Origin of the sequence: Pelagibacterium nitratireducens (assembly GCF_037044555.1) — a bacterium.
In the GTDB taxonomy this organism is placed as follows: domain Bacteria; phylum Pseudomonadota; class Alphaproteobacteria; order Rhizobiales; family Devosiaceae; genus Pelagibacterium; species Pelagibacterium nitratireducens.
The window spans coordinates 332669-353954 of the sequence record NZ_CP146275.1 but is presented as its reverse complement, the minus strand read 5'-3'; the positions used below and the strand labels follow the sequence as shown (position 1 = coordinate 353954).

Annotated in this window: 19 protein-coding genes and 2 pseudogenes; 2 read left to right on the top strand and 19 right to left on the bottom strand. The window is 57.1% G+C overall.

The window, feature by feature from the left end:
* Nucleotides 1-2: 2 nt before the first annotated feature.
* From V6617_RS01810 to V6617_RS01800, 3 genes are read right to left on the bottom strand one after another with little or no spacing between them, the layout of a single operon-like run.
* Nucleotides 3-1319, bottom strand: coding sequence for an amidohydrolase family protein (locus tag V6617_RS01810; protein WP_338608677.1), 1317 nt, complete (start codon nt 1317-1319; stop codon nt 3-5).
* On the bottom strand, nt 1292-1615 hold the full coding sequence (locus V6617_RS01805; RefSeq protein WP_338608675.1) for a hypothetical protein: 324 nt from the start codon (nt 1613-1615) through the stop codon (nt 1292-1294). Before V6617_RS01805 ends, V6617_RS01810 begins: the two co-directional genes overlap by 28 nt.
* Nucleotides 1599-2036 carry a Rieske (2Fe-2S) protein gene (locus V6617_RS01800; protein ID WP_338608674.1) on the bottom strand — a complete coding sequence of 146 codons (438 nt, stop codon included), beginning with the start codon at nt 2034-2036 and terminating at the stop codon, nt 1599-1601. The genes V6617_RS01805 and V6617_RS01800 overlap by 17 nt, the downstream gene beginning before the upstream one ends.
* 146 nt (nt 2037-2182) lie before the next feature.
* Between V6617_RS01800 and V6617_RS01795 the strand changes: the two genes are divergently transcribed.
* Nucleotides 2183-3172 carry a 2-hydroxyacid dehydrogenase gene (locus tag V6617_RS01795; protein WP_338608673.1) on the top strand — a complete coding sequence of 330 codons (990 nt, stop codon included), beginning with the start codon at nt 2183-2185 and terminating at the stop codon, nt 3170-3172.
* A 35-nt stretch (nt 3173-3207) separates the two neighbouring features.
* Here the strand turns inward: V6617_RS01795 and V6617_RS01790 are convergent.
* Both V6617_RS01790 and V6617_RS01785 read right to left on the bottom strand, forming a co-directional pair.
* Nucleotides 3208-3534, bottom strand: a pseudogene (locus V6617_RS01790) (transposase); the annotation flags it as partial.
* Nucleotides 3535-3572: 38 nt separating this feature from the next.
* A pseudogene (locus tag V6617_RS01785) lies at nt 3573-3758 on the bottom strand (transposase); the annotation flags it as partial.
* Nucleotides 3759-4021: 263 nt separating this feature from the next.
* On the opposite strand from V6617_RS01785, the gene V6617_RS01780 reads away from it, so the two are divergent.
* Nucleotides 4022-4951 (top strand): LysR substrate-binding domain-containing protein, encoded by a 930-nt coding sequence (locus V6617_RS01780; protein ID WP_338608672.1) that lies wholly within the window; start codon nt 4022-4024, stop codon nt 4949-4951.
* A 49-nt stretch (nt 4952-5000) separates the two neighbouring features.
* Here the strand turns inward: V6617_RS01780 and V6617_RS01775 are convergent, their stop codons facing one another.
* The 14 genes from V6617_RS01775 to V6617_RS01705 all read right to left on the bottom strand — a co-directional run bounded on the left by V6617_RS01775 (nt 5001) and on the right by V6617_RS01705 (nt 21246).
* Complete coding sequence (locus V6617_RS01775) at nt 5001-5804, bottom strand: creatininase family protein (protein ID WP_338608671.1); 804 nt, start codon at nt 5802-5804, stop codon at nt 5001-5003.
* Between the two features lie 71 nt (nt 5805-5875).
* Nucleotides 5876-6589 (bottom strand): RraA family protein, encoded by a 714-nt coding sequence (locus V6617_RS01770; protein WP_338608670.1) that lies wholly within the window; start codon nt 6587-6589, stop codon nt 5876-5878.
* 50 nt (nt 6590-6639) lie between these two features.
* Nucleotides 6640-7437 carry an ABC transporter permease gene (locus tag V6617_RS01765; RefSeq protein WP_338608668.1) on the bottom strand — a complete coding sequence of 266 codons (798 nt, stop codon included), beginning with the start codon at nt 7435-7437 and terminating at the stop codon, nt 6640-6642.
* 46 nt (nt 7438-7483) lie between these two features.
* The gene (locus V6617_RS01760; RefSeq protein ID WP_338608667.1) at nt 7484-8437 is read right to left on the bottom strand and encodes an ABC transporter permease; all 954 of its coding nucleotides are present in this window, start codon (nt 8435-8437) and stop codon (nt 7484-7486) included.
* A 130-nt stretch (nt 8438-8567) separates the two neighbouring features.
* Complete coding sequence (locus V6617_RS01755) at nt 8568-10124, bottom strand: ABC transporter substrate-binding protein (protein WP_338608666.1); 1557 nt, start codon at nt 10122-10124, stop codon at nt 8568-8570.
* 32 nt (nt 10125-10156) lie between these two features.
* A complete protein-coding gene (locus V6617_RS01750; RefSeq protein ID WP_338610794.1) occupies nt 10157-11209 on the bottom strand; it encodes an ABC transporter ATP-binding protein in 1053 nt (350 codons plus the stop codon).
* Nucleotides 11210-11256: 47 nt separating this feature from the next.
* Nucleotides 11257-12261, bottom strand: a complete 1005-nt coding sequence (locus tag V6617_RS01745) for an ABC transporter ATP-binding protein (RefSeq protein WP_338608665.1) — start codon at nt 12259-12261, stop codon at nt 11257-11259.
* A gap of 55 nt (nt 12262-12316) precedes the next feature.
* Nucleotides 12317-13144 carry a M55 family metallopeptidase gene (locus V6617_RS01740; RefSeq protein WP_338608664.1) on the bottom strand — a complete coding sequence of 276 codons (828 nt, stop codon included), beginning with the start codon at nt 13142-13144 and terminating at the stop codon, nt 12317-12319.
* Between the two features lie 1521 nt (nt 13145-14665).
* Nucleotides 14666-15724 (bottom strand): serine hydrolase, encoded by a 1059-nt coding sequence (locus tag V6617_RS01730; RefSeq protein WP_338608662.1) that lies wholly within the window; start codon nt 15722-15724, stop codon nt 14666-14668.
* Nucleotides 15725-15801: 77 nt separating this feature from the next.
* The gene (locus tag V6617_RS01725) at nt 15802-16794 is read right to left on the bottom strand and encodes an ABC transporter ATP-binding protein (RefSeq protein WP_338608660.1); all 993 of its coding nucleotides are present in this window, start codon (nt 16792-16794) and stop codon (nt 15802-15804) included.
* The gene (locus V6617_RS01720) at nt 16791-17753 is read right to left on the bottom strand and encodes an ABC transporter ATP-binding protein (protein WP_338608658.1); all 963 of its coding nucleotides are present in this window, start codon (nt 17751-17753) and stop codon (nt 16791-16793) included. The genes V6617_RS01725 and V6617_RS01720 overlap by 4 nt, the downstream gene beginning before the upstream one ends.
* A gap of 8 nt (nt 17754-17761) precedes the next feature.
* Nucleotides 17762-18661, bottom strand: a complete 900-nt coding sequence (locus V6617_RS01715; protein WP_422394796.1) for an ABC transporter permease — start codon at nt 18659-18661, stop codon at nt 17762-17764.
* Entirely contained in the window at nt 18661-19635 is a 975-nt protein-coding gene (locus V6617_RS01710; RefSeq protein WP_338608656.1) for an ABC transporter permease, read from the bottom strand. The genes V6617_RS01715 and V6617_RS01710 overlap by 1 nt, the downstream gene beginning before the upstream one ends.
* Before the next feature lie 54 nt (nt 19636-19689).
* Nucleotides 19690-21246 carry an ABC transporter substrate-binding protein gene (locus tag V6617_RS01705; protein WP_338608654.1) on the bottom strand — a complete coding sequence of 519 codons (1557 nt, stop codon included), beginning with the start codon at nt 21244-21246 and terminating at the stop codon, nt 19690-19692.
* Nucleotides 21247-21286 lie beyond the last annotated feature (40 nt).

Sequence of the window (21286 nt, the reverse complement as noted above, 5' to 3'; positions counted from 1 at the left end):
CGCTAAATGGCTTTGGCCAACTTTTCTTTGATATTGATGTTAAAGATCCGCGCAGCGTTGCCGCCCAAAATGGCCTGCTTGTCTTCTTCCGATAGGAACGGCAGGTCATAGATCACACTGGGCACGTCGAAGTCCCAGTGGGGGTAATCCGACGAGTACATAAGCTGCGTAGGCGCATTGATCATGCGGAAGGTCTGTTCGAGCTCGCGTATGTCCTTCGGCCGCTCCATAGGCTGGGATGTGTAAAACATCTCGCGCATGTAGTCGCTCGGCGGCCGCGAGAGGGAAGGTACCTCCGACCTACGCATATAGTATTCGTGGTCGAGCCGCTGCATGAGGAATGGAACCCAGGCAAGTCCGCTCTCGATCCAGACGACCTTGAGCTTGGGGAAACGCACCGGCAGCGCATTCATCACCCAGTTGGTGAGATGGACCATATTGGAGATGGCAAAGCCCAAGGCGTGCACGGAGATGAACTTGTTCATCATCGCCATGCTTTGGTCGTTCCAATTGTAGGAGGCATGGAAGCCGAGCGGCAGGCCCGCCTCCTCAAGGAAGGCATACGTCTTCATATAGGCATCGTTATGGACCGCGCGATTTCGCGTGGCTGTCACCATAAACCCTAATACGCCCGGCTTGCCCGCGAACTCCTTGGCCATCTCGAAAGTAGCTTCAGGATCGTTGAATGGCAGATAAAGCATGGTGCGCAGGCGGGGATCAGCAGGCAGAATTTTCTCAGTCAGCCATCGGTTGTATGCGCGCGATAGCGCCACCTCGATCTCGATTTGCGGATGCAAACCCAGATTGAGCATGGGCGTGGGGAACAGAATCGCAATGTCGACCGAAAGCGCATCCATCCAGCGCTTGGTCAGCGTGATGTCTCGATGGGCTTCGGGGCCGGTCTTTTCGATCTGGCGCAGCGGGTAGCGCGCTACCCGCCCGCCCATGTCCTGATAGCCAATATTGCCCGGCAGCATGCCAAAGGCGCCGTGGCGGCTGGCATTGGCGGTCTTGGCCAGTTGCTGAAGCACCGGATCATCGAGGAACTCGATGATCTCGCTGAACGACTCGGTCTCGTAGTGATGGGAGTCGACGTCGATGATGGGGAAGCGGTCGAAACCACGCTTTTTTGCCTGATCCGCCGCGTGCTGGAGGTGAAGTGAGGTATCGAATCCCTCGATGGGCATGGTCCGCCCGCCGCTGAGTGGGATGTTAAAGCTGTCTGAAGTCTTGGTCATCGGTGAGGGTATCCATGTTGCCGAAGCGGGGATCGGGGTTGCCGAAACAGGATTCAGGTTGGGCTGCCCATGGCCTGCCACATGCCAAGTTCGAACAGTTGCAGGTCGGCGCTCTTGAGCACCTCGGTGCTGAGGATCATCGCCTCGGTAGCGGTGATTTCAGTGTCAGGATGGAAGGGACTGAAATACTCGTCGCCACGTTGGAGGCGCTGGACGTAGCAGCGGGTCGCGCCAGAAATCAGGGCGGCCAACCTCTCGCCCGAAATTCGGGCATCTTCGTCGCCGAGCGCCACAATTACGCAGTCGATGGCGGCGGCAAGCTTGTTGTTGGCACTGACAGGAGATGAATGGCAGAGATCTTCATTTGATGTCGACATTGACGTTTCCATCGCGAATGTGGATCGGGAAAGGCTTCAGGCGCCGTGCCGGGTCGGCCACCACAGAGCCAGTCTTGAGATCATATTCGTAGCCGTGCCAGGGGCAGACGAAGTTGATGTCGGTCTCAGAAAATTTTTGTTGTTTAAAGCTGCGGTCGGGTCGCAAAACGTCCTCGACCTGATGGATGAGTAGTCCCTCGCAGGCGGGCCCGCCCTGATGAAGACAGATATTGGAATAGGCGTAGTACTTTTCTTCCCAAAAGAAGACCCCGACCTCGACGCCCTCGTGGGAGATGATGCGCCGGTCGCCGTTGGCCATCTCCCCCTCCTTTGCAACGAAAACTTCCGTCATTGATGCACCGTCCATTTGCTTGATGATGAAGTGCGGCAAAAAGCTGCGTTCGGATTGTTGTTGCGCCATTGAGCGGCGCGCTCAACCCGCAAAACTCGTACAACGTGATAAGCTGCGCTAATCATAGGCACGTTCATCCTACTGAACGTCTCACAGCATATTGAACTTCGGACGGATTGCTGCTATGTGGATGCCGGTTCTAAAGGAGGAAGCGCGTGGGCGTAGTGATCGTAAGCGAGAGCAGTACGGACGAGTTTTTCGAACGTATCAAAGCGGCACTGCGTCAAGTGGGTATTGATCCACACCATGTGCGGCATCGATCAGACGATGAGTTTCCCTACACGGTGTTGAACGATGCCGACGTGCTATTGGCCTACGGTCACTTTCGCTGCACCGAAGCTGTGATGCTGGCAGCACCCCATCTCCGGGCTGTAGTTTCCCCTTGGGTAGGCATCGATGGCTTCGACGTTGAGGCAGCCACACGGCTGGGCATCGCCGTCGTCAACGGGCAACCCGAAGAGCACAGCCAAAGTATGGCCGAAGCGGCAGTCATGATGATCCTTGCCGCAAGTTACGGTCTGCCACAGGCCCTGCGCGCAATTGACACCAACGCTCCGCGTCCCGCAACGCCGGTCGCAGAACTGCTTGCCGGCAAAACGCTGGGCATCGTCGGATACGGTCAGATCGGCCGCCGTGTGGCCGCGCTGATGGAGAACTGGCAGATCTCGGTCAAGGCGCACGACCCGTTCTCAAAGACTCGCCCGACCGGCGTTGACCTGCTGCCGCTCGACCAATTGTTGAGGATCAGCGACGTGGTAACGCTGCACACGACTTTGACGGCGGAGACCCGGCATATCATAGATACCGCCCGACTACGCCTGATGAAATCCGACGCCATTCTGGTCAATACCGCACGCGGTGGATTGATTGACGAAGGAGCTCTGTTCGATGCCATGGAATCGGGACACCTTCGCGGTGCGGCACTCGACGTATTCGAGACTGAGCCGCTGCCGCTCGACAGCCCCTTGCGATCCCTGCCCAACGTACTGCTGACACCTCACATGATCGGCCAGACCAAACAGAGCCGGGCCGCCCTGATTGACGTCGCGGTAACCAATGTAACGGCCCTGTTATCAGGGAAGCTGCCCGACTCGCTGCGCAATCGCGACGTCAAGAGATTCTGGCTGACACGCTGGTCCACGTGAAGCCCGGACTCATACCAACGGCCTTTATTTCTGACCGTCATTGCCCATTTCCGGAATCCGATAGAAGTGATGGTGGCTGGTTGGACGATCAAGTTCTGCCAAGCCCCCGCAGGCGGCTTCGATGATGGCGTCGTAGTCTTCGAGGATGCGGTTTGAGCACCAGTTTTGGCGCAGGTATTGCCAAATGTTCTCGACCAGATTGAGCTCGGGCGCCTGCGAAGGCAATAAGATCGGCGTGACATTCTTTGGCGGCTTAGCTTTGAGGTCGTGTGCCATCCGGCGCGATCCACCGGCAGCACGACATGAGCCCCTCGTCTGACGCTCCTGCTGATCTCCTCAAGGTGCAACTGCATGGCATGGGTAGTGCAACAAGCCGAGGGTCCGCTGTCTCTGGTTTATACTTTGCCCGGCGGATCAGCGACGTCGCCCCGACCACCAGCAGCTTTCTCAAATACCGATCACCCATCTTGGTGATGCGACGGAGCCGATCCTTGCCCCCACTCGAGTTTTGCGAAGGGGTCAGCCCGAGCCAGACCGCGAACTCTCGACCTGAACGGAACTGGCCAGGATCGGCAACCGATGCCGCCTGATAACAAACCCACTTTGGCACTCAGATGCCTGGAGCGGGAGCCATCCACCATAGGAAACGTCGAAAGGGGTCGTTCGAATTCGACGCCATTCCTGTTGTTCATAGGAAACTGCTGAACTCCCGAAGTTAGCATTTCATTGCGCCCAAGTTCGACCTTTAGTGGTCTTCCATTCGGGCATCGCCAAGTGCATCCTTCGGTCGGTCATCGATCGCCACTATGTGTAGGGTTGAGGTAAGCATCCGACCTTCCGAAGGCGTAGATGATCGCTGATCGCGCCCCCCCTTCCGAGGATACCATTGTGAACGCCATCAATTACCGTCAGCTGGAGATCTTCCATGCCGTAATGACCACTGGGTCCGTAACCGCAGCCGCAAGCGCCCTTAACCTAAGCCAGCCCGCAGTAACAAAGATACTGCGAAGCACCGAAGAACGTTTAGGATTTTTTTTATTCCACCGGGTTGGCGGACGAATGGTTCCATCCGATGATGCACTGGTGATCCTACACGATGTCGAGCGCCTGCTTCAGGACATGAGCTCGGTCAACCAGACTATAGTCAACGTTCGGCTTGGCCGCAGCGGAGCGCTGAATATCGTCGGCGTTCCCCCGATGTGTCAGGTCATTATTCCCAAAGCTATCGCCAAATTTGCGCGGGAAAGACCCGAGGTTCAGATCAGCTTCGCCCAAAGAGATGGCAACGTCGTGATGCAATATGTGGCGTCGCAACGAGCGGATGTGGGCCTGTCATTTCTGGTCCCCTTGCACTCCAGCGTCGACTCGGCGACGCTCAGCGAGCGCGACATGGTTTGCATCGTCCCGCGCGGCCATTATCTCGCCGACCGCTCCTGCGTGACTGCGGCGGATCTGGAGCATGAGCAGTTTATTTCATATCCGCAGGACAGCAGGCTCCAGCCGCTGATTTCCACGGCCTTTACCTCCAGCAAGTCCGAAGTACCCCGCCGCATACAGGCAACTTCGATCGTCACCACTTGGGCGCTCGTCCAACAAGGTGCCGGCATCGGCATAGTCGAGAATATATCGAGGCTGAACGAGCTGTACGACAATATCGTGGCCGTGCCGTTTCAACCCTCGATCTCGGTGCGGCTTGACTGCATCACGCCTCGAAACAAGCCGCCTTCGCGGCTGGCCCAGCAGTTTATTCAAACCGTACTTGAAATGCTCGCCGAATGAGAGAGGGCCGCGACTGTGCATCGCGGCCCCGTTAACTGGCCCGGTTATCTTACCAGGAGCTGGGTTCACAGCGCGTATCGACCTGCTTGAAGCGCTCGATGATCTCGACACCACGGTCTAGGAAGCCGGACCAGATCTGGGCTCCTACCTCGCTACTTGCGATGCTGGCATCTCCCCGCACGCCGTTGGGGGACAGCTCATTGTAGTCGACCGGCAGGTAGAACATGTTCTTGTCGAACCGCATCTGAGTGAAGCCGAGCGGTTTAAGCCCCTGGAAGTCCTGCTTGACCTCGGTTTCCACCAGATCGTGTCGGACATCGTCGGGGAACAGGTGCATATTGAGCGACATGATCGGGTCGGCGCCGTGACCTATCGGCGGAGACGGTTGCGCGTAGATCTCGGCCAGCCATTCGGGCGTGAACCAGCGATACTGCTCCACCATTGCCAGGCGAACACCTTGAGAGTCCTTGAAATCGCGGAGCAAATTTTCCATAATCGGAACGTTGCCGTGATCCCCACAAACCAGCATGATGTGATCAAGGCCGAAGCGCGTGAAGCTGCGACAGACGTCCCACACTAGGTTGTAGAGCGTTTCCCTGCGCAAGGGGACTGCACCGGGAAAATGTCGGGCAGCGGCGCCTTCCGAGAACGGGATGACGGGAGCGCTAATGGCGCCGGTTCGCTGCGCCAAGTCCAGAGACAGAGCGTTGGCCAGGCGATAGTCGCCGGTGGGGGTCTGGGGGCCGTGCTGTTCGGTGGATCCCATTGGGATGAGAATAACCGGGTTGTCCTTAAAAGCGGTCTCAGCTTCGCGGTAGGACATGCGGGCGAGTTCGAACTTGCGAGTGGTCATGTAGTCCTCTGAGGTGTCGATGTCTGTTCTGGATGCTGCACCGCCGGCGGCCGTGCAGCCTAGCGTGGCTGTCAGACGCCCGGTTCGATCTCGCAGCCCGTGTTCGTCAGCTCGGTATTCGTGCTTGCATAGATGGCGTACTCGCCCGGGACTTCGGGATGCAGCCAGTCCCATTCCTTCTTGCGCAGTGCTTCGCACCGCTTAAGCACGGTCTCGAGATCCATGGCCGGAATAGCCACCACACCGCTGTTGTCGGCAATGATGATGTCGCCTGGGTGCACGATGACGCCGCCGCAGCTGATCGGCGTGTTGATCTGCCCCATCGGACGGGAGCTGGCCGGAGCCATTGGGGTGAGGCCAATCGAGAATACCGGAACACCGGCTGCTTCTAGTTCTTCCTGATCGCGGACGAGACCATTGGTCACAAACGCCGCAATGCCTTTGTGCGCCGCCATCTCCGCCATTATGCCGCCCAGCAGCGCGTTGTTGCGATCGAACTGGTCGTTTACAACTATCACGTCACCCGGCTGGGCCATCTCCATGGCCTTCTTCACCATCAGGTTCGCGCCCGGGTGCACCATGACGGTGATGGCGTGCCCGATGATGGGCTTCTGAACGGGAACGACGGGCTTTATCTGATGATCCATTGTCATCAACTTGCCCATGACGTCGGAAACATTGGACGTGTAAAGCCCCTCAAACCTCGCCCGATCGATGTCAATGCTCTCTGGCCTTTTCCGGACAGTGTATCCGAGACGGGTATCCTTCCAGGTAAAATCCATCATTTCCTCTATACAGTTGGAGTGAATAATAATTGACTTTGAGGTTTGCGCAGTTACTTCATCTGACTGCGCAAGCGCGGATCAAGCGTGTCTCGCAGGGCGTCCCCGAGCAGGTTGACCGAGATGACGGTCACCGAGATGAAAAGGGACGGCCAGAAAACGCCGAGGGGATTTGCGGACAGGAACCGCTGCGCCGTTGAAATCATGCGCCCCCAGGACGCTTCGGGAGGCGGAGGACCGAGGCCGAGGAAGCTTAGTCCCGACTCGATTAGGATCGCGGAGCCCAGGCCAAGCGAGAACTGCACGAACAGCGGCGCCACAATGTTGGGGAGGATATGCCGAAGCAGGATGAACCATCTTCGAGCACCGATGGCCCGGGCTCCTTCCACAAATTGAATTTCGGCCACCGACAAGGTGCTGCTGTGGGCAATCCGCGCAAACCTCGGGATGAACAATATGCCGATGACGAAGACAAGGTTGGCAACGCTCGGCCCGGTCAGCGCGACGAGAAAAATTGCCATTAGCATCGGGGGAAAGCAGAGCATGATGTCGGCCCCGCGCATCGCGATCATTTCCCATGCGCCGCGGAAATATCCCGCGATCATTCCTATGATGGCGCCGACTACACCCGCGAAAACCATGCTGCTGAAGCTGACAGCAAGGCTGATGCGTGCCCCGTGAACGATGTTGGAGAAGATGTCGCGACCGAATTCATCGTTGCCGAGCCAATTCTCTACGGATGGCCCGGCAAACCGCTTGGTCACATTGACCTGCCACGGCTCGTGCGGCGTCATCCATGGACCAAATACGGTCAGAACCGCGATCACCCCAAGGCAGACGATGCTGATCACGAACTGAGGCGATTTCAGCAACAGTCGCAGCGTTTCACGAAAACGTTCAGTCATAACGAATCCTCGGATCGATAAGACCGTAGGTCAGGTCGGTGAGAAGATTGATCAGTACGAACGTAAGCGCCACGATCAGGACCAACCCTTGGATGACGGGGTAGTCCCGGTTGATCACCGAATCCAGCAGCATCGTTCCGATCCCGGGCCAGTTGAAAACATTCTCGACGATGACACTTCCCGTGAACAGGAAGCCGGCCTGAAGGCCGAGCGAGGTGACCACCGGCGTCATCGAATTGCGCAGGACATGACGATAGATCACGCGGTTCTCGATGAGGCCCTTGGCCCGCGCGGTCGTAACGTAATCCTGCCCCAGCTGCTCGAGCATACTCGAGCGCATCATGCGCATGATGAGCCCGGCCGGAGCGACCGCCAGCGCGATCGTCGGAAGGACGATGCGCGAGAGGAAGCCGGGGAAATTCTCGGTGGGAGAGACCCAGCCGCTGGACGGCAGCCAGTTGAGCTGGATTGCGAAAATGACGACGAGGAATAGTCCGGTCACGAATGAAGGAAGTGAAAAGGCAGCAACCGAGGTTGTCGAAACGAGCAGGTCACTGAGCCGGCCCCGGCGGATCGCTGCCAGAATCCCCAGAGGGATTCCGACCAAGGTCGCAAGGATCAGGGCAGGCACGGCGATCTGCAGCGTCCGCGGGAGTCGAAGCAGTATATCGTAAGTAACTGGACGATTGCTGACCAGTGACGTTCCCAGATCACCTGTCAGCAGGCCACGCAGGTAGTCGAAGTATTGAACCTGGATTGGCAGATTGAGCCCGAGACGCTCTCGAACCAGCTGGATCTGTTCTTCGGTGGGTTGCGCGGCCATACCCCCCAGAATTGTCAAAGCTGGGTCACCGGGGATCAGGTGGACAAGGAAGAAGATCATCGTAACCACCACGAAGGTGGTAACGGCGGTCTGACCCAATCGTCGAATGATGTAAGCGAGCATGGCAGATCTTCTTGGATGTTGATGCGCTTGAGACGAGCGCCGGTTCGTCCGCCAACGATTCAGGTTGACGCGACATTAGGCAAAGCGAGCGCGCCGGAGGGATTGCTTCCTTCCGGCGGCTGCACGGGCCTTATTGCTGGATCCAGACGTACTCCATCCGGCTGGTGGACTGACCACCGAGCCCGCTGGGCCAACGCCTGTAGCCGTTCACGTCCTGGATCATGGCCTCGCCTTGCGGACGGAAGAAGCCGAAGTACCAGGGGGCGAGTTCGATAAGTCGTTCTTCGAACTCGTGATAGGCCTCTTTGCGTTCTGCAACATCGGTTGCGGCACGACCCCGGTCAATCATCTCATCGAGTATCTCGTCGGAGAGCCCGACGGCGTTAGCGTATCCGGCGCCGCCCGTCTCGAAATACCGGGAGTAGGCATCGGGATCTTGGTACGCGTTGGAATAGCCGTCCATCATGGCGACATAGGCGCCGTTTCCGCGGTACTCAAGAAGAGTCGGTACGTCGACGATCTCGATCGAGACGTTCATACCGAAGCCTTGCAGGAGAGCCTGCACTACGGTCGCCATGTCCTGGTGGATCGTCACCGTGGACGACGTAAGGGTGAACCCGATGTCGGAGAACCCGTCGTAGCCGGCCTCCTGGATGAGTTCGAGCGCGCGATCGGGATCGAATGTCCAAGTCTCGAGGTCTGCGCTGTAGAAGGGATCGTCCGGCTGGAGCAGTCCGACCTGCATCGGTGTGCCTTCGCCTTCTGAAACCAGCATGATGAGTTGCTCTCGGTCGATGAGGTAGTTCAGGGCCTGACGAACCCGTATATCGTCGAAGGGCTCTTCATTGATGTTCAGAACAAGGATGTTGTACGGCCCGACACCCGATTGAAGATCAAACTGATCGTCTTGACGAAGGGAATCGAACTCCACGTATGGAACGTACTCGATGAAATTGACCTCGCCCGAGCGCAGAGCGTTTATGCGCGAGCTGTCATCCGCGTAGGGAATGGCCACGAGCCGGTCGAGATAGGGCAACCCTTCTTTCCAGTAGTTGGGATTGCGCTCGAGAACGGTCCGGACGCCCGGCTCGAATTCGATAAACATGAAGGGGCCCGTCCCGTTCATCTCGGTCGTGAGGTCGGGCTCGGTTTCGAGCCATTCCTTGCTCAGGACATGCGCCGTCGATGACGCCAAGATAGACAGTACGACGACATTGGGCTCGGACAGTTTCAGTTCGATCGTATAGGGATCGATGACGTTGACCTCTGCGATCGAGGATAGTTGTGAGGCCAGCGCAGAGGTGCCGGTGGGATCCCTCATTCGGTCCAGCGACACTTTCGCATCCTCGGCATCGAAGGTATCCCCGTCGTGGAAGACGACGTTCTGCCGCAGCTTGAGCACATATGTCGTCGGGTCGACAATCTCCCAGGATTCAGCGAGCTCTCCCGTCAGGTTCCCTTCATCGTCGTAGGTGATCAGATTGTCGTAGACGTTTTGCTGGACGATATAGACGCTGGCCCCTTGCGCGACCCACGGCACCATATTGACGACGTCGCGGGCGATACCCACCCGCAATTCCCCGCCGAGGGTAGCCTCAGGCTCCGGGGTCTGCGCATGCGTGCTGCCGACGGCAAATGCCAGGCAGGAAGCAAGTGCGGCGGTAAGAGTCTTCCGTTGAAGAGTCATATGCTTGATCCTTTTATCGAGGGATTAGGGACTTACTGAAGTGCAGCGGCAAAAGGCCTGAGTTTGAGCGTTTCCGCGAAATGGCATGCGACCTGATGATTGTCGCCCATCTCTCGGGTTTCCGGGATATCCCTGCGACAGATGTCTTGTGCATAGCGGCACCGGGGGTGGAATCGGCACCCGGTTGGGGGATTGAGTGGGCTGGGGACATCGCCTTCGAGGATAATCTGGTCGACCTTCACATCGGGGTTCGGGAGCGGGACGGCCGAAAGAAGTGCCTCGGTATAGGGATGCAGCGGCGATGCGAACAGCGCTTCGGCTGTCGCGAGTTCGACGATCTTTCCCAGGTACATCACCGCCACGCGGTTGCTGAGATAGCGAACAACCGTCAGATCGTGGGCGACCACCAGATAGGTCAGGTCAAACTGTTCCTGCAGATCCTGGAGCAGCGTCACCACCTGCGCCTGGATCGACACATCGAGCGCGGAGATAGGTTCGTCGGCGACTATGAACTGCGGGCGCAGAACCAAGGCACGGGCGATGCCGATGCGCTGCCGCTGACCACCGGAGAATTCGTGAGGAAAGCGTCTCATGTGATCCGCATTGAGCCCCACGGCGATCATCATCTCCTCCACGCGGTCCAGAAGTTCACGGCCGCGCGCAATGCCATGGACGTACAATGGTTCGCCAATGAGGTCGGCAACGTTCATCCGTGGGTCGAGGGAAGAATAGGGATCCTGGAAGATGATCTGCATATCGCGCCGAAGTTTCCGCAGATCTTCTGGCCCCGTGTCGGCGACATTGATCCGGCGCGTCGTCTCTCCCTCGCGTGCCAAAGCCCTGCTAGAGAACATGATATCGCCACGTGTTGCGGGCGTGAGGCGCAATATAGCACGACCCACGGTGGTTTTGCCGCAGCCGCTTTCACCGACCAGTCCTATGGTCTCCCCTTTTTCGATGCTAAGGTTGACGTCGTCTACGGCCTTGATATGCCCGGAAACCCGCCGCAGCAGCCCCCGCCGAACCGGAAAATGTTTCTGCAGGTTATTCACTTCCAACAGGTTTTCTTTGGTCGTCACGGTCATAGCCTCGCGTGTTTCGCCATCATCGGCACTGACTTCAGGAGCGGGCTTCAGTGGGCCCGGTCCACTCTTTGCGGTTTGTTCAACCAGCATGCGGAGAGGTGTGCCGAGCCTACGCTTTCCAGTGGAGGCTCATGGACGCGGCACTTCTCCATGACGTGGGGGCACCGGGATGCAAAACTGCAGCCCTGCTTGACCGACATTGGGTTTGGAACCGACCCCTTGATGGGGATGAGTCGATCCGTCTTGCCGATCACCATCGTGGGAACCGAGTTCATCAGGCCTTGGGTGTAGGGATGAACCGGATTGCGGAACAGATCGGAGACACTCGCCTGCTCCACGATCTGCCCGAGATACATGACGATTACGTCGTCGGCCATTTGCGCCACAACACCGAGGTCGTGAGTAATGAATAGGATCGAGGAGTCGAGCTGCGTCCTCAGGTCATTCATCAGCTTGAGAACCTGCGCCTGGATTGTCACGTCCAGCGCCGTCGTCGGCTCATCGGCGATCAGAAGGGCAGGATTGCAAGACAGGGCCATGGCGATCATCACGCGCTGCCGCATGCCGCCCGAAAGCTGATGGGGATAGTCGTCGAGCCGAGATTCGGCGGCCGGGATGCCCACCGCCACCAGCATCTCGACCGCCTTGGCACGGGCCTGCGCTCGCGCTAATCCCAGATGCAACATTATAGGCTCCATGATCTGGCGACCGATCGTGTGCAACGGATTGAGCGAGGTCATGGGCTCCTGGAAAATCATAGCCATCTGATTGCCGCGGATGCCACGGATTTTTGCCCCTTTGGGGTCCAAGGCGGCCAGGTCGACTGTCTTGCCTCCCAATTCCAGCAGCATCTGCCCGCCGACAATTTTTCCGGGAGACCGAAGCAGACGCATTAGCGCCATCGCGGTGACCGACTTTCCGCAGCCACTTTCGCCGACCACGGCTAGCGTCCGACCCTTGCCGACGGAAAAGCTTATCCCCTTCACGGCACGCACCGCACCGACTGCGGTGTCAAACTGAATTTGAAGGTCCCGAACGTCCAAAACTGACATGGCTGCTCTTATATCTAGATCAATGAACGGTATGCGGCGGCGGGCAGCAGCTACACTAGAGCGGGAAGGAGCTCAGAGCTGCGTTGATGCTCAGACGCCAGATTCGCGTGATCTCGAGCATATCCTTGCCGACATAGCGGATCCCCCTGCCGTCGATCCGCTCGGCACCGGGAATGTCGGACGCGAGTTGAGCGGACATCGGATCAAAGAAATGCATCTCGAACTCGATCGGATCGGCGACATGGACAACCTTCATCTCGTCCAAGCGCCTGAGAGCACGCATCGTGCCTTCGCGGATTGCATCCTGTGCCATCAAGGGGCTCAGGCTGCGGGCGGCGAAGCGACTGATGGCCCATTTGGTGGTCACGAATTCCACCCAGGGATGCGTATGCTTCAAGGGGCCGACGGTTCGGTCGTCCGCCGCCACGAGCGCGAGCGGCACGCCGAAATGGCCGGCGACCGCCGTATTGAATGTAATTTCATCGACCGCTTCGCCGTTGATGCGAACTTCGTAAGCAAGTCTACCCACATGGGTGTGGGAGAGCACGCCAATGGCATCTCCGGCGCGGGCATGAAAGCCGATCATGATGGCCGCGGCAAACGATTCATCGATCCCTTCCATCTGCAGAAGTGGGCGAGGAATGCCGCTTACCAGCTGGGCGGCCCTATGAAGTTTATGAGGTAGGATATTGTGCATGAAGCCGTGTGCATCGGCGACGACGACATCGGTCGCACCGGCCTCCAACGCACCTTCCACGACCGCGTTGGCTTCCTCGGTCATCCATACCCGGGCCATCTCATATTCCGGTCCCTGCATCTTGGTATGATCGGAGTGAGTGACACCGGCCATACCTTCCATATCGACTGAGACAAAGACCTTCATCACCACTCCTCCTCGGTGTCCCGGCTTCACAATTTCTTCACAAGACAAGGATGAGGTGACCCTGTCAAATTGCCAGTTGCCATAGCCTCATAACCTCAAGTTATGGGGCACAAGGGTTCACTCGCGCGATATGAAGGACGGAACAGACCATCCTTCCACGCCTCCTTTGTCGGGTCATACTGATCGACCGCCCTCCGACGCGCGTCACCGGCAAGGTCCTGTTTCTGGACCGGTTTCGCATTGGCAGCCAAGCGGCTAAAGGCCCATCGCCGCCGTTTAGAACGCTTCCAAGGCGCGCGAAACCTGCAGTTAGGTTCGCTTTCGTGAACACGCGCGTGGCGCCTGAATGGCCGGAATTGGGGCGCGTCGCTGCCGGCAATTTCGGGCCGATGAACTAACCTGCTGCGCGGGAGGGGAGCGCTTGGCGAGGTCGTGACAGGCCGGCATAGGTCGCCACTGGATTGAGGCGCCGAGCAGTTCAGGCGGACCATCTGGGCTTCTTCAACCCAGGAGCCCAACGATGACCACTCCCATTCCGTCCAACCCGATTGTCCGCCGCTTCCTGCTCCATGTCCTGCCCAGGGCTTTCACCGCATCCGGCATTGCGGCCTGCTCGCGAGTTCGGCGCGTCAGGCATGTCTGGAACACGCACGAGAACTGCTCAGGGCCGCGCCACCATCGGAAGAACCGGCAGGCGAAGGGTCTGCATATCCGGCCCCGTCATGTCGGTGCTGTGGCTGGTGCCATGGTGATCATCGGGACCGTCGCGCGATGGCGGTGGCCTCGCGCTCCACCAGCCAACGCGCCTCTTATCCGGGATCTCGCATCATGACCCGGCATGGCTCGATACTGACCGACGCCGCAACGCTGTCGTTGCTGCCAACGACCGATCTTGGGCCTATCCGTCTTGGCACACTCCCACGACGCCTTCGCGCGGCACACCGCCACCGCTCACCCAAGGGGACAAGCCCGTCTTGCGCTTCATCGCATTATCCCGAGCACCGCTTGTTCATTGCCGCAGGCAGCCCAAGTCCGAAATCTCCATAAACACAGCTCTTAGACCGAGGGTTCGTTCTTCGGGCGCCTGACGGCAGCGGAAACCCTACACGGAATCGGAATGGCAGGATTGGCAGGGAGGCGCAAAAAGCCGTCACTTGGCATCCAACACCATGCCGAACGACCGCTCTTTGCTCGCCCCAAGTACTCGGCGTTACGCTGTCGACAAGCGATGTCCCGCCACAGAACACAGCACGATCCGACCAAATTGCTGATATGTGCGAAGCAGCTTCCGGGGCAATTGATGGGAGCCATTTGCTCCAGTCTGCGCCTAGCGGTGATACAAGAACGGCTTGTCCTAAGAATCGTTTTCCCAATAGACCGACGTCGCCTCGACACCTTCGCAAAAGAAATCCCAGCGGTAGTCAATCAGCAACGCTTTGGCTTCGTTGTCCCAGATGGGTAGCCCATGATACGGCAGGACGTCGGCAGTTGCGGACCCCGGCCCTCAGAAGGGAACGTACACTAACGTTGGACAGTTTCGCTAACGTCGGCGAAGCCATCTGCGAAAATATCGCAAACGTTCAGAAACTGGGCCATTGTTACTGGCTCCAACTCTTCAGTGAAAGTTCCCAGGTTTCTGCCGATTGCCTGTTCATCGGTTACGGCGCGACGATTTACAAAGACGGCATCCAGGCGTGGCATGCACAATATGAACTGCCCGAAATGGCCAGCTGCGACAAATGCATCCTTCCAGTATGGCTTATTTTGGGGAACTTCAGGGATCCACCAAAGATAGCTGTATCCGGCAACGCGGGGCTTGGGGTTGGCCATCTCTTTGACAGGAACCATGATGCTTGTGCTCTGCGCTACCCAGCTCTTTGATATCAACTGTTGACCGCCCCAATTTCCGCGCCTCGCCATGAGCAGACCGATCCGCGCCATGTCTCGACATGAAAGAAAGAAGTGATAGGCCAAATAGCGCGAACGGTTGCCGTAACCGAGCATCCTTTGCCGGCCGGGATCAAAGTCCTGAAGCCGGAGCGGTGCGGCCAGTTCCTTTTCAAAAGCCTCAAAGACCGTCTGCCCGGTAAGCTCCTCAAACACAGCGCCTAGAACGTTAAAATCCCAGTTGTTATAGTGAAAGTATTGCCCGGGGACCTTGGACCCCCGTTCGGGAACATTTTTCATATCACTCCCTGGACTTCCGGCCGGGTAGTAGACGCCAGAGCATGATTTCAACAGATCGCCCAGTTTCGCGCTGCGCTCAATAGGCAAAAGGCCGTCCTCTTCGAAAACCCCCAGATCATCCATCGTGGCGTTGAGATCAATCGCGCCGGACTCAACGTGTTTTCCGTAAAGCATTGAGAGAATGCTTTTGCGCGTGCTTGCCAGATAGCTGGATCGGGAACAGTCACCGTAACTAAATGCCGTCTTGCCGCCCTTTACCGCCATGAATGAGGTTGTGGTCAATCCCTCCAGCGTCCGGGATGCGACACCGAGAGCTTCAGATGTCATTCCTACCTCTTTGGGGTCGATCGTTGCCCATTCCGAGCCAGGAATTGGTTCAGCGGTGTCCAGCATTTGTGCATCGTCCTGTATTGAGTAAGCCTAGGCGCGCCGAAAAATCAGCGGGTCAAGCGAATTGGTATGTTGAGTTGTTAATCGTTGAGGTGACAGGCGCTCTTGTGGCCATTTTCCAATGACTTGAGCAGGGGTGCCTCCATACGGCACCGATCAATGGCCATCGGGCACCGGGGATGGAAGTGGCATCCCTTTGGAGGATTGAGTGGAGAAGGTATTTCACCCTTAACGGTGGCGTAGGTTCTCGACTTTGCCTCGATCGTCGGCATTTCGGCCAACAGTGCTTGGGTATAGGGATGCTTGGGATTTGCGAAGAGCTCAGCCACCTCAGCCTCCTCCACAACACGTCCCAAATACATCACTGCAACGCGATCGGAGATGTGTTTGACAACAGAGAGATCGTGGCTGATGAAAACGTAAGTAAGCCCCAGTTCCTCTTTTAGATCGAGAAACAGATTCAGTATCTGAGCTTGTATCGACACATCGAGGGCGGCGACCGACTCGTCGCACACCAAAACATCGGGATTTACCGCAAGGGCCCGTGCGATTCCGATGCGCTGGCGCTGCCCCCCTGAGAATTGGTGCGGAAAACGTTGTTTTGTGGCGGGGTCCATGCCCGCGCGCTCGAGCTGGCGATCGACAAAGTCTGAAAGCTCTCGCCGGTTGGTGATTTTGTGGTGCAGGGCTGCCGCACCCACAATCTCTTTGATCCGCTGACGTGGGTTGAGGCTGGACGAAGGATCTTGAAAGATCATCTGCGTCGCCAGTTCCCTCTGCAGGCGCTCGGGAGCTGAAAAGTCCTTCAGGTCGCGGCCCTCATAAATAACCTGGCCAGAAGACGGCTTAATCAACCCACAAATGATACGTCCCAGCGTTGATTTCCCGCATCCCGATTCACCAACCAGACCAAGAACCTCGCCCCGTTTCACGCTCAACGACACATCATCAAGAGCGTGAACGACAGGTGGCGGCATCGCTACCCCCAAGGAAGTTGCTCCGCGCTCAATAAGTGAGGGTTTGCGGGTAAAGCGCTTGGAGACATTGCGGATTTCGATATGGGCATGCGTCACGAAACACCCCCTTCTTGTGGATGATGGCAGCGCCAGAGCCGCTCATCGGTGCCGGCTGGCTCAGGGTCCATGGTGCAGATTTCCGTTGCCGCATAGCACCGCGGTCGAAAGGCACAGCCGGTCGGCAGATCAGAAATCTGCGGAGTTGAACCCGGGATCTGCTTCAATCTCCCGCCCTGCCCGACGGCCCCGGGCAGGCTTGCAATCAATCCGCGTGTATAAGGGTGCTTGGGGCTTTCGAGCAGTTTGGCCACGGGCCCCTGCTCCACAATCTTGCCCGCATACATCACCGCGATCTTGTCGGCCAAGCCTGCCACAACCGACAGATCGTGCGTGATCCAAATGAGACCAGTGCCCTTCTCGCGGCACAATTTCTGAACCACGCTCAAAATCTGGGCCTGAATTGTTACATCCAGTGCTGTGGTTGGCTCGTCGGCGATAATGAGGTCGGGCTCATGCAAGAGTGCAATGGCAATCGCCACCCGCTGCCTCATGCCTCCCGAAAACTGGTGCGGATATGCTGCAAGCCTGTCCTCGGGACTGGGAATGCCAACCAGCCCGAGCACCTCGATCGCTTTGCTTCGCGCAGTCTTGCTGTCGCACTTTGTGTGCGCCCTAACGGTCTCGATGATCTGAGTACCCACTCTAAGGACCGGGTTGAGTGTCATCATCGGATCTTGGAAGATCATGGCAATGCGGTTGCCGCGAAGTCCACGGAGCTGGGGTTCTGACATCTGGAGCAGATCCTGCCCCTTAAAGAGAACTTGCCCGCCGGCCACCCGCCCTGGGTAATCGATCAGCCCCATGATAGAAAAGCCGGTAACAGACTTGCCCGAGCCAGATTCACCAACCAGTCCTACAATTTCTCCACCCGAAACACTGAAGCTGATAGACTTCACAACATCGAGCACACCTAATCGCGTTGCAAATTCGGTTCTTAGATCTTTAACATCAAGCATTGCGCACTTCACCGCAGTTCCGCCTTTGGATCGAGAATCTGACGGAGGCGGTCACCGACCAGGTTGATTGAGTAAATGGTGATAAGCAGGGCTATGCCGGGATAAATGCTGATCCAGTAGGCGCCCGAAAGCATGTAGGTGTAGCCGTTCGAAATCAGCAATCCCAGCGAAGGCTCTGTTATGGGCACACCAAGGCCCAGAAAACTCAATGTCGCTTCAAGCGCGATCGCCCGCGCCACCTGCATGGTCAAAAGAACGATGAGCGGAGAGATTGAATTGGGCAAAAGATTGCGAAACAGAATGTTGTACCAAGGCATCCGTAAGGAACGAGCGGCCTCGATATAATCCTTTTGCATCTCCGAAAGCGCCGTCCCGCGCGCCGTGCGGGCATATGTAGCCCATTCAACGACGACGATGGCGATAACGACATTGGTGATACCTTTGCCCAGAAAGGCAAGAATGAGCATCGCGGCCAATATGGTCGGAATTGACAGCTGCAGATCGACCAGCCTCATCAAAAAGGCGTCCCAGCGTCCCCCGAAATATGCAGCACATAGGCCCGCGATGGTGCCCAGGACAAACGCCAGAGTTGCGGCGCACAAGCCAACCACCAGGGAAATCCGCAAACCGTGCAAAATGGCCGAAAGCATGTCTCGCCCTTGCGTGTCAGTGCCCAGAACGTAGGTCATGCCACTCATCGATTCACTGCCAGGCGCAAGTCGGCCATCCATAATGTCCAACTGCATGAGATCGTAAGGATTCTGAGGCGACAGCAACGGGGCAAAAGTCGCGCTCAGGACAACCAGTATCAAAAAGACAAGTCCCACTAGAGCGGACTTTTCCTTCGAAAAAATCTTGAAAAATTCCAGGGCACTCATGGCACTGAGACGAAACGTGCTTGTATTCATCAATGCCCCTCCTCTAACCGCATTCTTGGATCAAGTATTCGATAAACGATATCAACAATCATGTTTATACATACAAACAGTATTACGACCATCATTAGGTAAGCTACTATTACCGGTCGATCGAGTGCTGAAATACTGTCTATTATGATCTTTCCGACGCCGGGCCATGCAAATATGGTTTCGGTAACCACCGAAAATGCGATCGTATTTCCAATGTCGAGGCCAACTATCGTGACAACAGGTATCAGAACGTTTTTGAGCACATGGGTGAGCAGGATCCGTCTGGGACTAATGCCTTTTGCGCGCGCAAACTTCACATACTCACTTCCGTATGCTTCCCGAACGCCTGACTCGGTGAGCCTAAGCACCATGGCGATATTGAACAGCGCCAAACTAAAGGCGGGCAGTATCAGATGGCGCAAGCCGTCGGTCGTAAGGAACGACCATTCGGTTCCAAAGAGTTCGACAGTGTCCCCGCGCCCCGTACTGGGAAGCCAATTGAGCTGCACACTGAAGATCAGGATCAACAAAATTGCGACCCAGAACAACGGAAGGCTGAAGCCTAATATACTGCCCCGCATGATCGTTTTTGAAAGCCAGCTGTTTGGATTGCGTCCTGCGACCAAGCCAAGAGGCAGCCCAATAATGACCGATAGGAAAACCGCAGCGAGGGCGAGCTCAAGGGTCGCGGGCAAGCGCGACAAGATTAACTGGGCCGCAGGTTCATTAAATACATAGCTGGTGCCAAGATTGCCTTGGAGCAGTCCCGCAAGGAAACGGACATACTGTTCATGCAGCGGCAAGTCGAGACCCAATTCCGAGATCATTTTTGCCCGATCTTCAAAACTCGCTTCGGGCGGAAGCAAGATCTCGACGGGGTCACCGATAGCGTGCAGACCCAGAAAGACGATCAACGTCATAGCCAAGACCACAACGAGGGCCTGGAGCACGCGCCTGAATATCCAAAATGTCATCTAGTTTGTTCCCGGCAAAGGGTCGGGGGTGAGACATGCCCACCCCGTTGGCGCTTAGTCGAGCACGACGTCTTTGGCCAAAGTCCGCTCGTCGATGCGAGGCTCATAGTCAATTCCGTCACGCATGGCCCAGGCGTTTGACTGCTGATAGAGCGGAATAATCGCCTGATCCTCAATTACAAATTCAACAGCCTCAATAAGAGCTTGCTCGCGCTCAGTCTCGTCGACTATCGAAATTGCCTCCATGGTGAGTGCGTCCAGCTCAGGGTTAGAATAGGCTGACACGTTGCTGGCACCCATCCCTGTGGCCTCTTCTCGGGTGCCCAGACGATTTATGAGCATCGAGGTTGCATCGAAGGTTGAGTTCCCAAGACCGATGATATGGATGGCATAGGATTCCCTGGCGCTCGAATAGGTTGACCATGGCAGCACTTCGACCGACGTCTGCACCCCGATACGGGTCCACATCTGTGCGACAGCCTGCGCTACCTCGGGAGCATTCGGATAACGGTCATTTGGAGCATAGAGTGTCAACTGGAAACCCTCCGGATAGCCGGCCTGCGCAAGCTTATCTTTTGCAGCCTCCAAATCAGCATTCGATACCGTGACGTCAGGGGCGTATGAAAATGCGCCTTCCGGAAGCCATTGGGCCGATGCCGTTGCTGTGCCTTGCATAATCCTCTCAACAATCGCTTCGCGATTGATGGCCATCGAAAGGGCTCTCCGCACCTCGACATCTTGCAGGGGATTGACCTCGAGGGCTTGGCCGTTTGAATCGGTCAGACCCGTGACCTCGGAAATTTCACGGTAGTTGATTTCAAAGTAGATGACGCGAAGACCTGGTACCGACGTCACATGAATGCCATCGGTCGAGTTGAGACGCGGAAGGTCTGCCGCAGGAGGCGTATCGATGATGTCAACGTCGCCCGACAAGAGGGCAGCTGTGCGCCCTCCTTCACTGGTCATCATTTTGTAGGTCGCACTTTCCCACGCGACTTCGCCACCCCACCATTGATCGTTCCTTTTTAACTCGACCGCATCGCCGTTGCTGAATGAAACAAATTCAAACGCTCCAGTTCCGATCGCCGCGGAGCCGTCATTGTAGTCGCTCGTTTCGGCGCCCTCGCCCGCATGCTGTGACACCACCGCGATATTGGCGAGATTCCCCGGCAAGTCCGGCACGGGAACATCGGTGGTGATCACCAGCGTGTGGTCGTCAACTGCGACCGCATTCTCGATACCGCGCAGGAAGCCCCCAAACCCACCCGGGCTGTTGGGAACGTCACCTGCCCTATCCAGAGTGAATACGACATCTTCGGCAGTGAAGGCCTCACCATCGTGCCAAGTCACGCCTTGACGAAGGTGAAAGGTCCATTCCGTTTCCCCGGTCGCCTCCCAGCTTTCCGCCAATCCCGGCACAAGCCTGCCAGCAGCTGTCCGTTCGGCCAGACGATCAAAAATCTGCATTGCAATGCTGTTGTTGGGGGACGCATTGTAGAAGTGTGGATCGATAGAGGTGATCGTGGCACCAGTCCCAATGAGTAGGTCCTCGGCGTGTGCGCTTGCCGTTAGTCCCGTGGCGAGTGCTACAGCGATCATGAACTTTTGCATAGTGTCGAACTCCCTTTTTACGTGTGCTTGTGACAAGCCC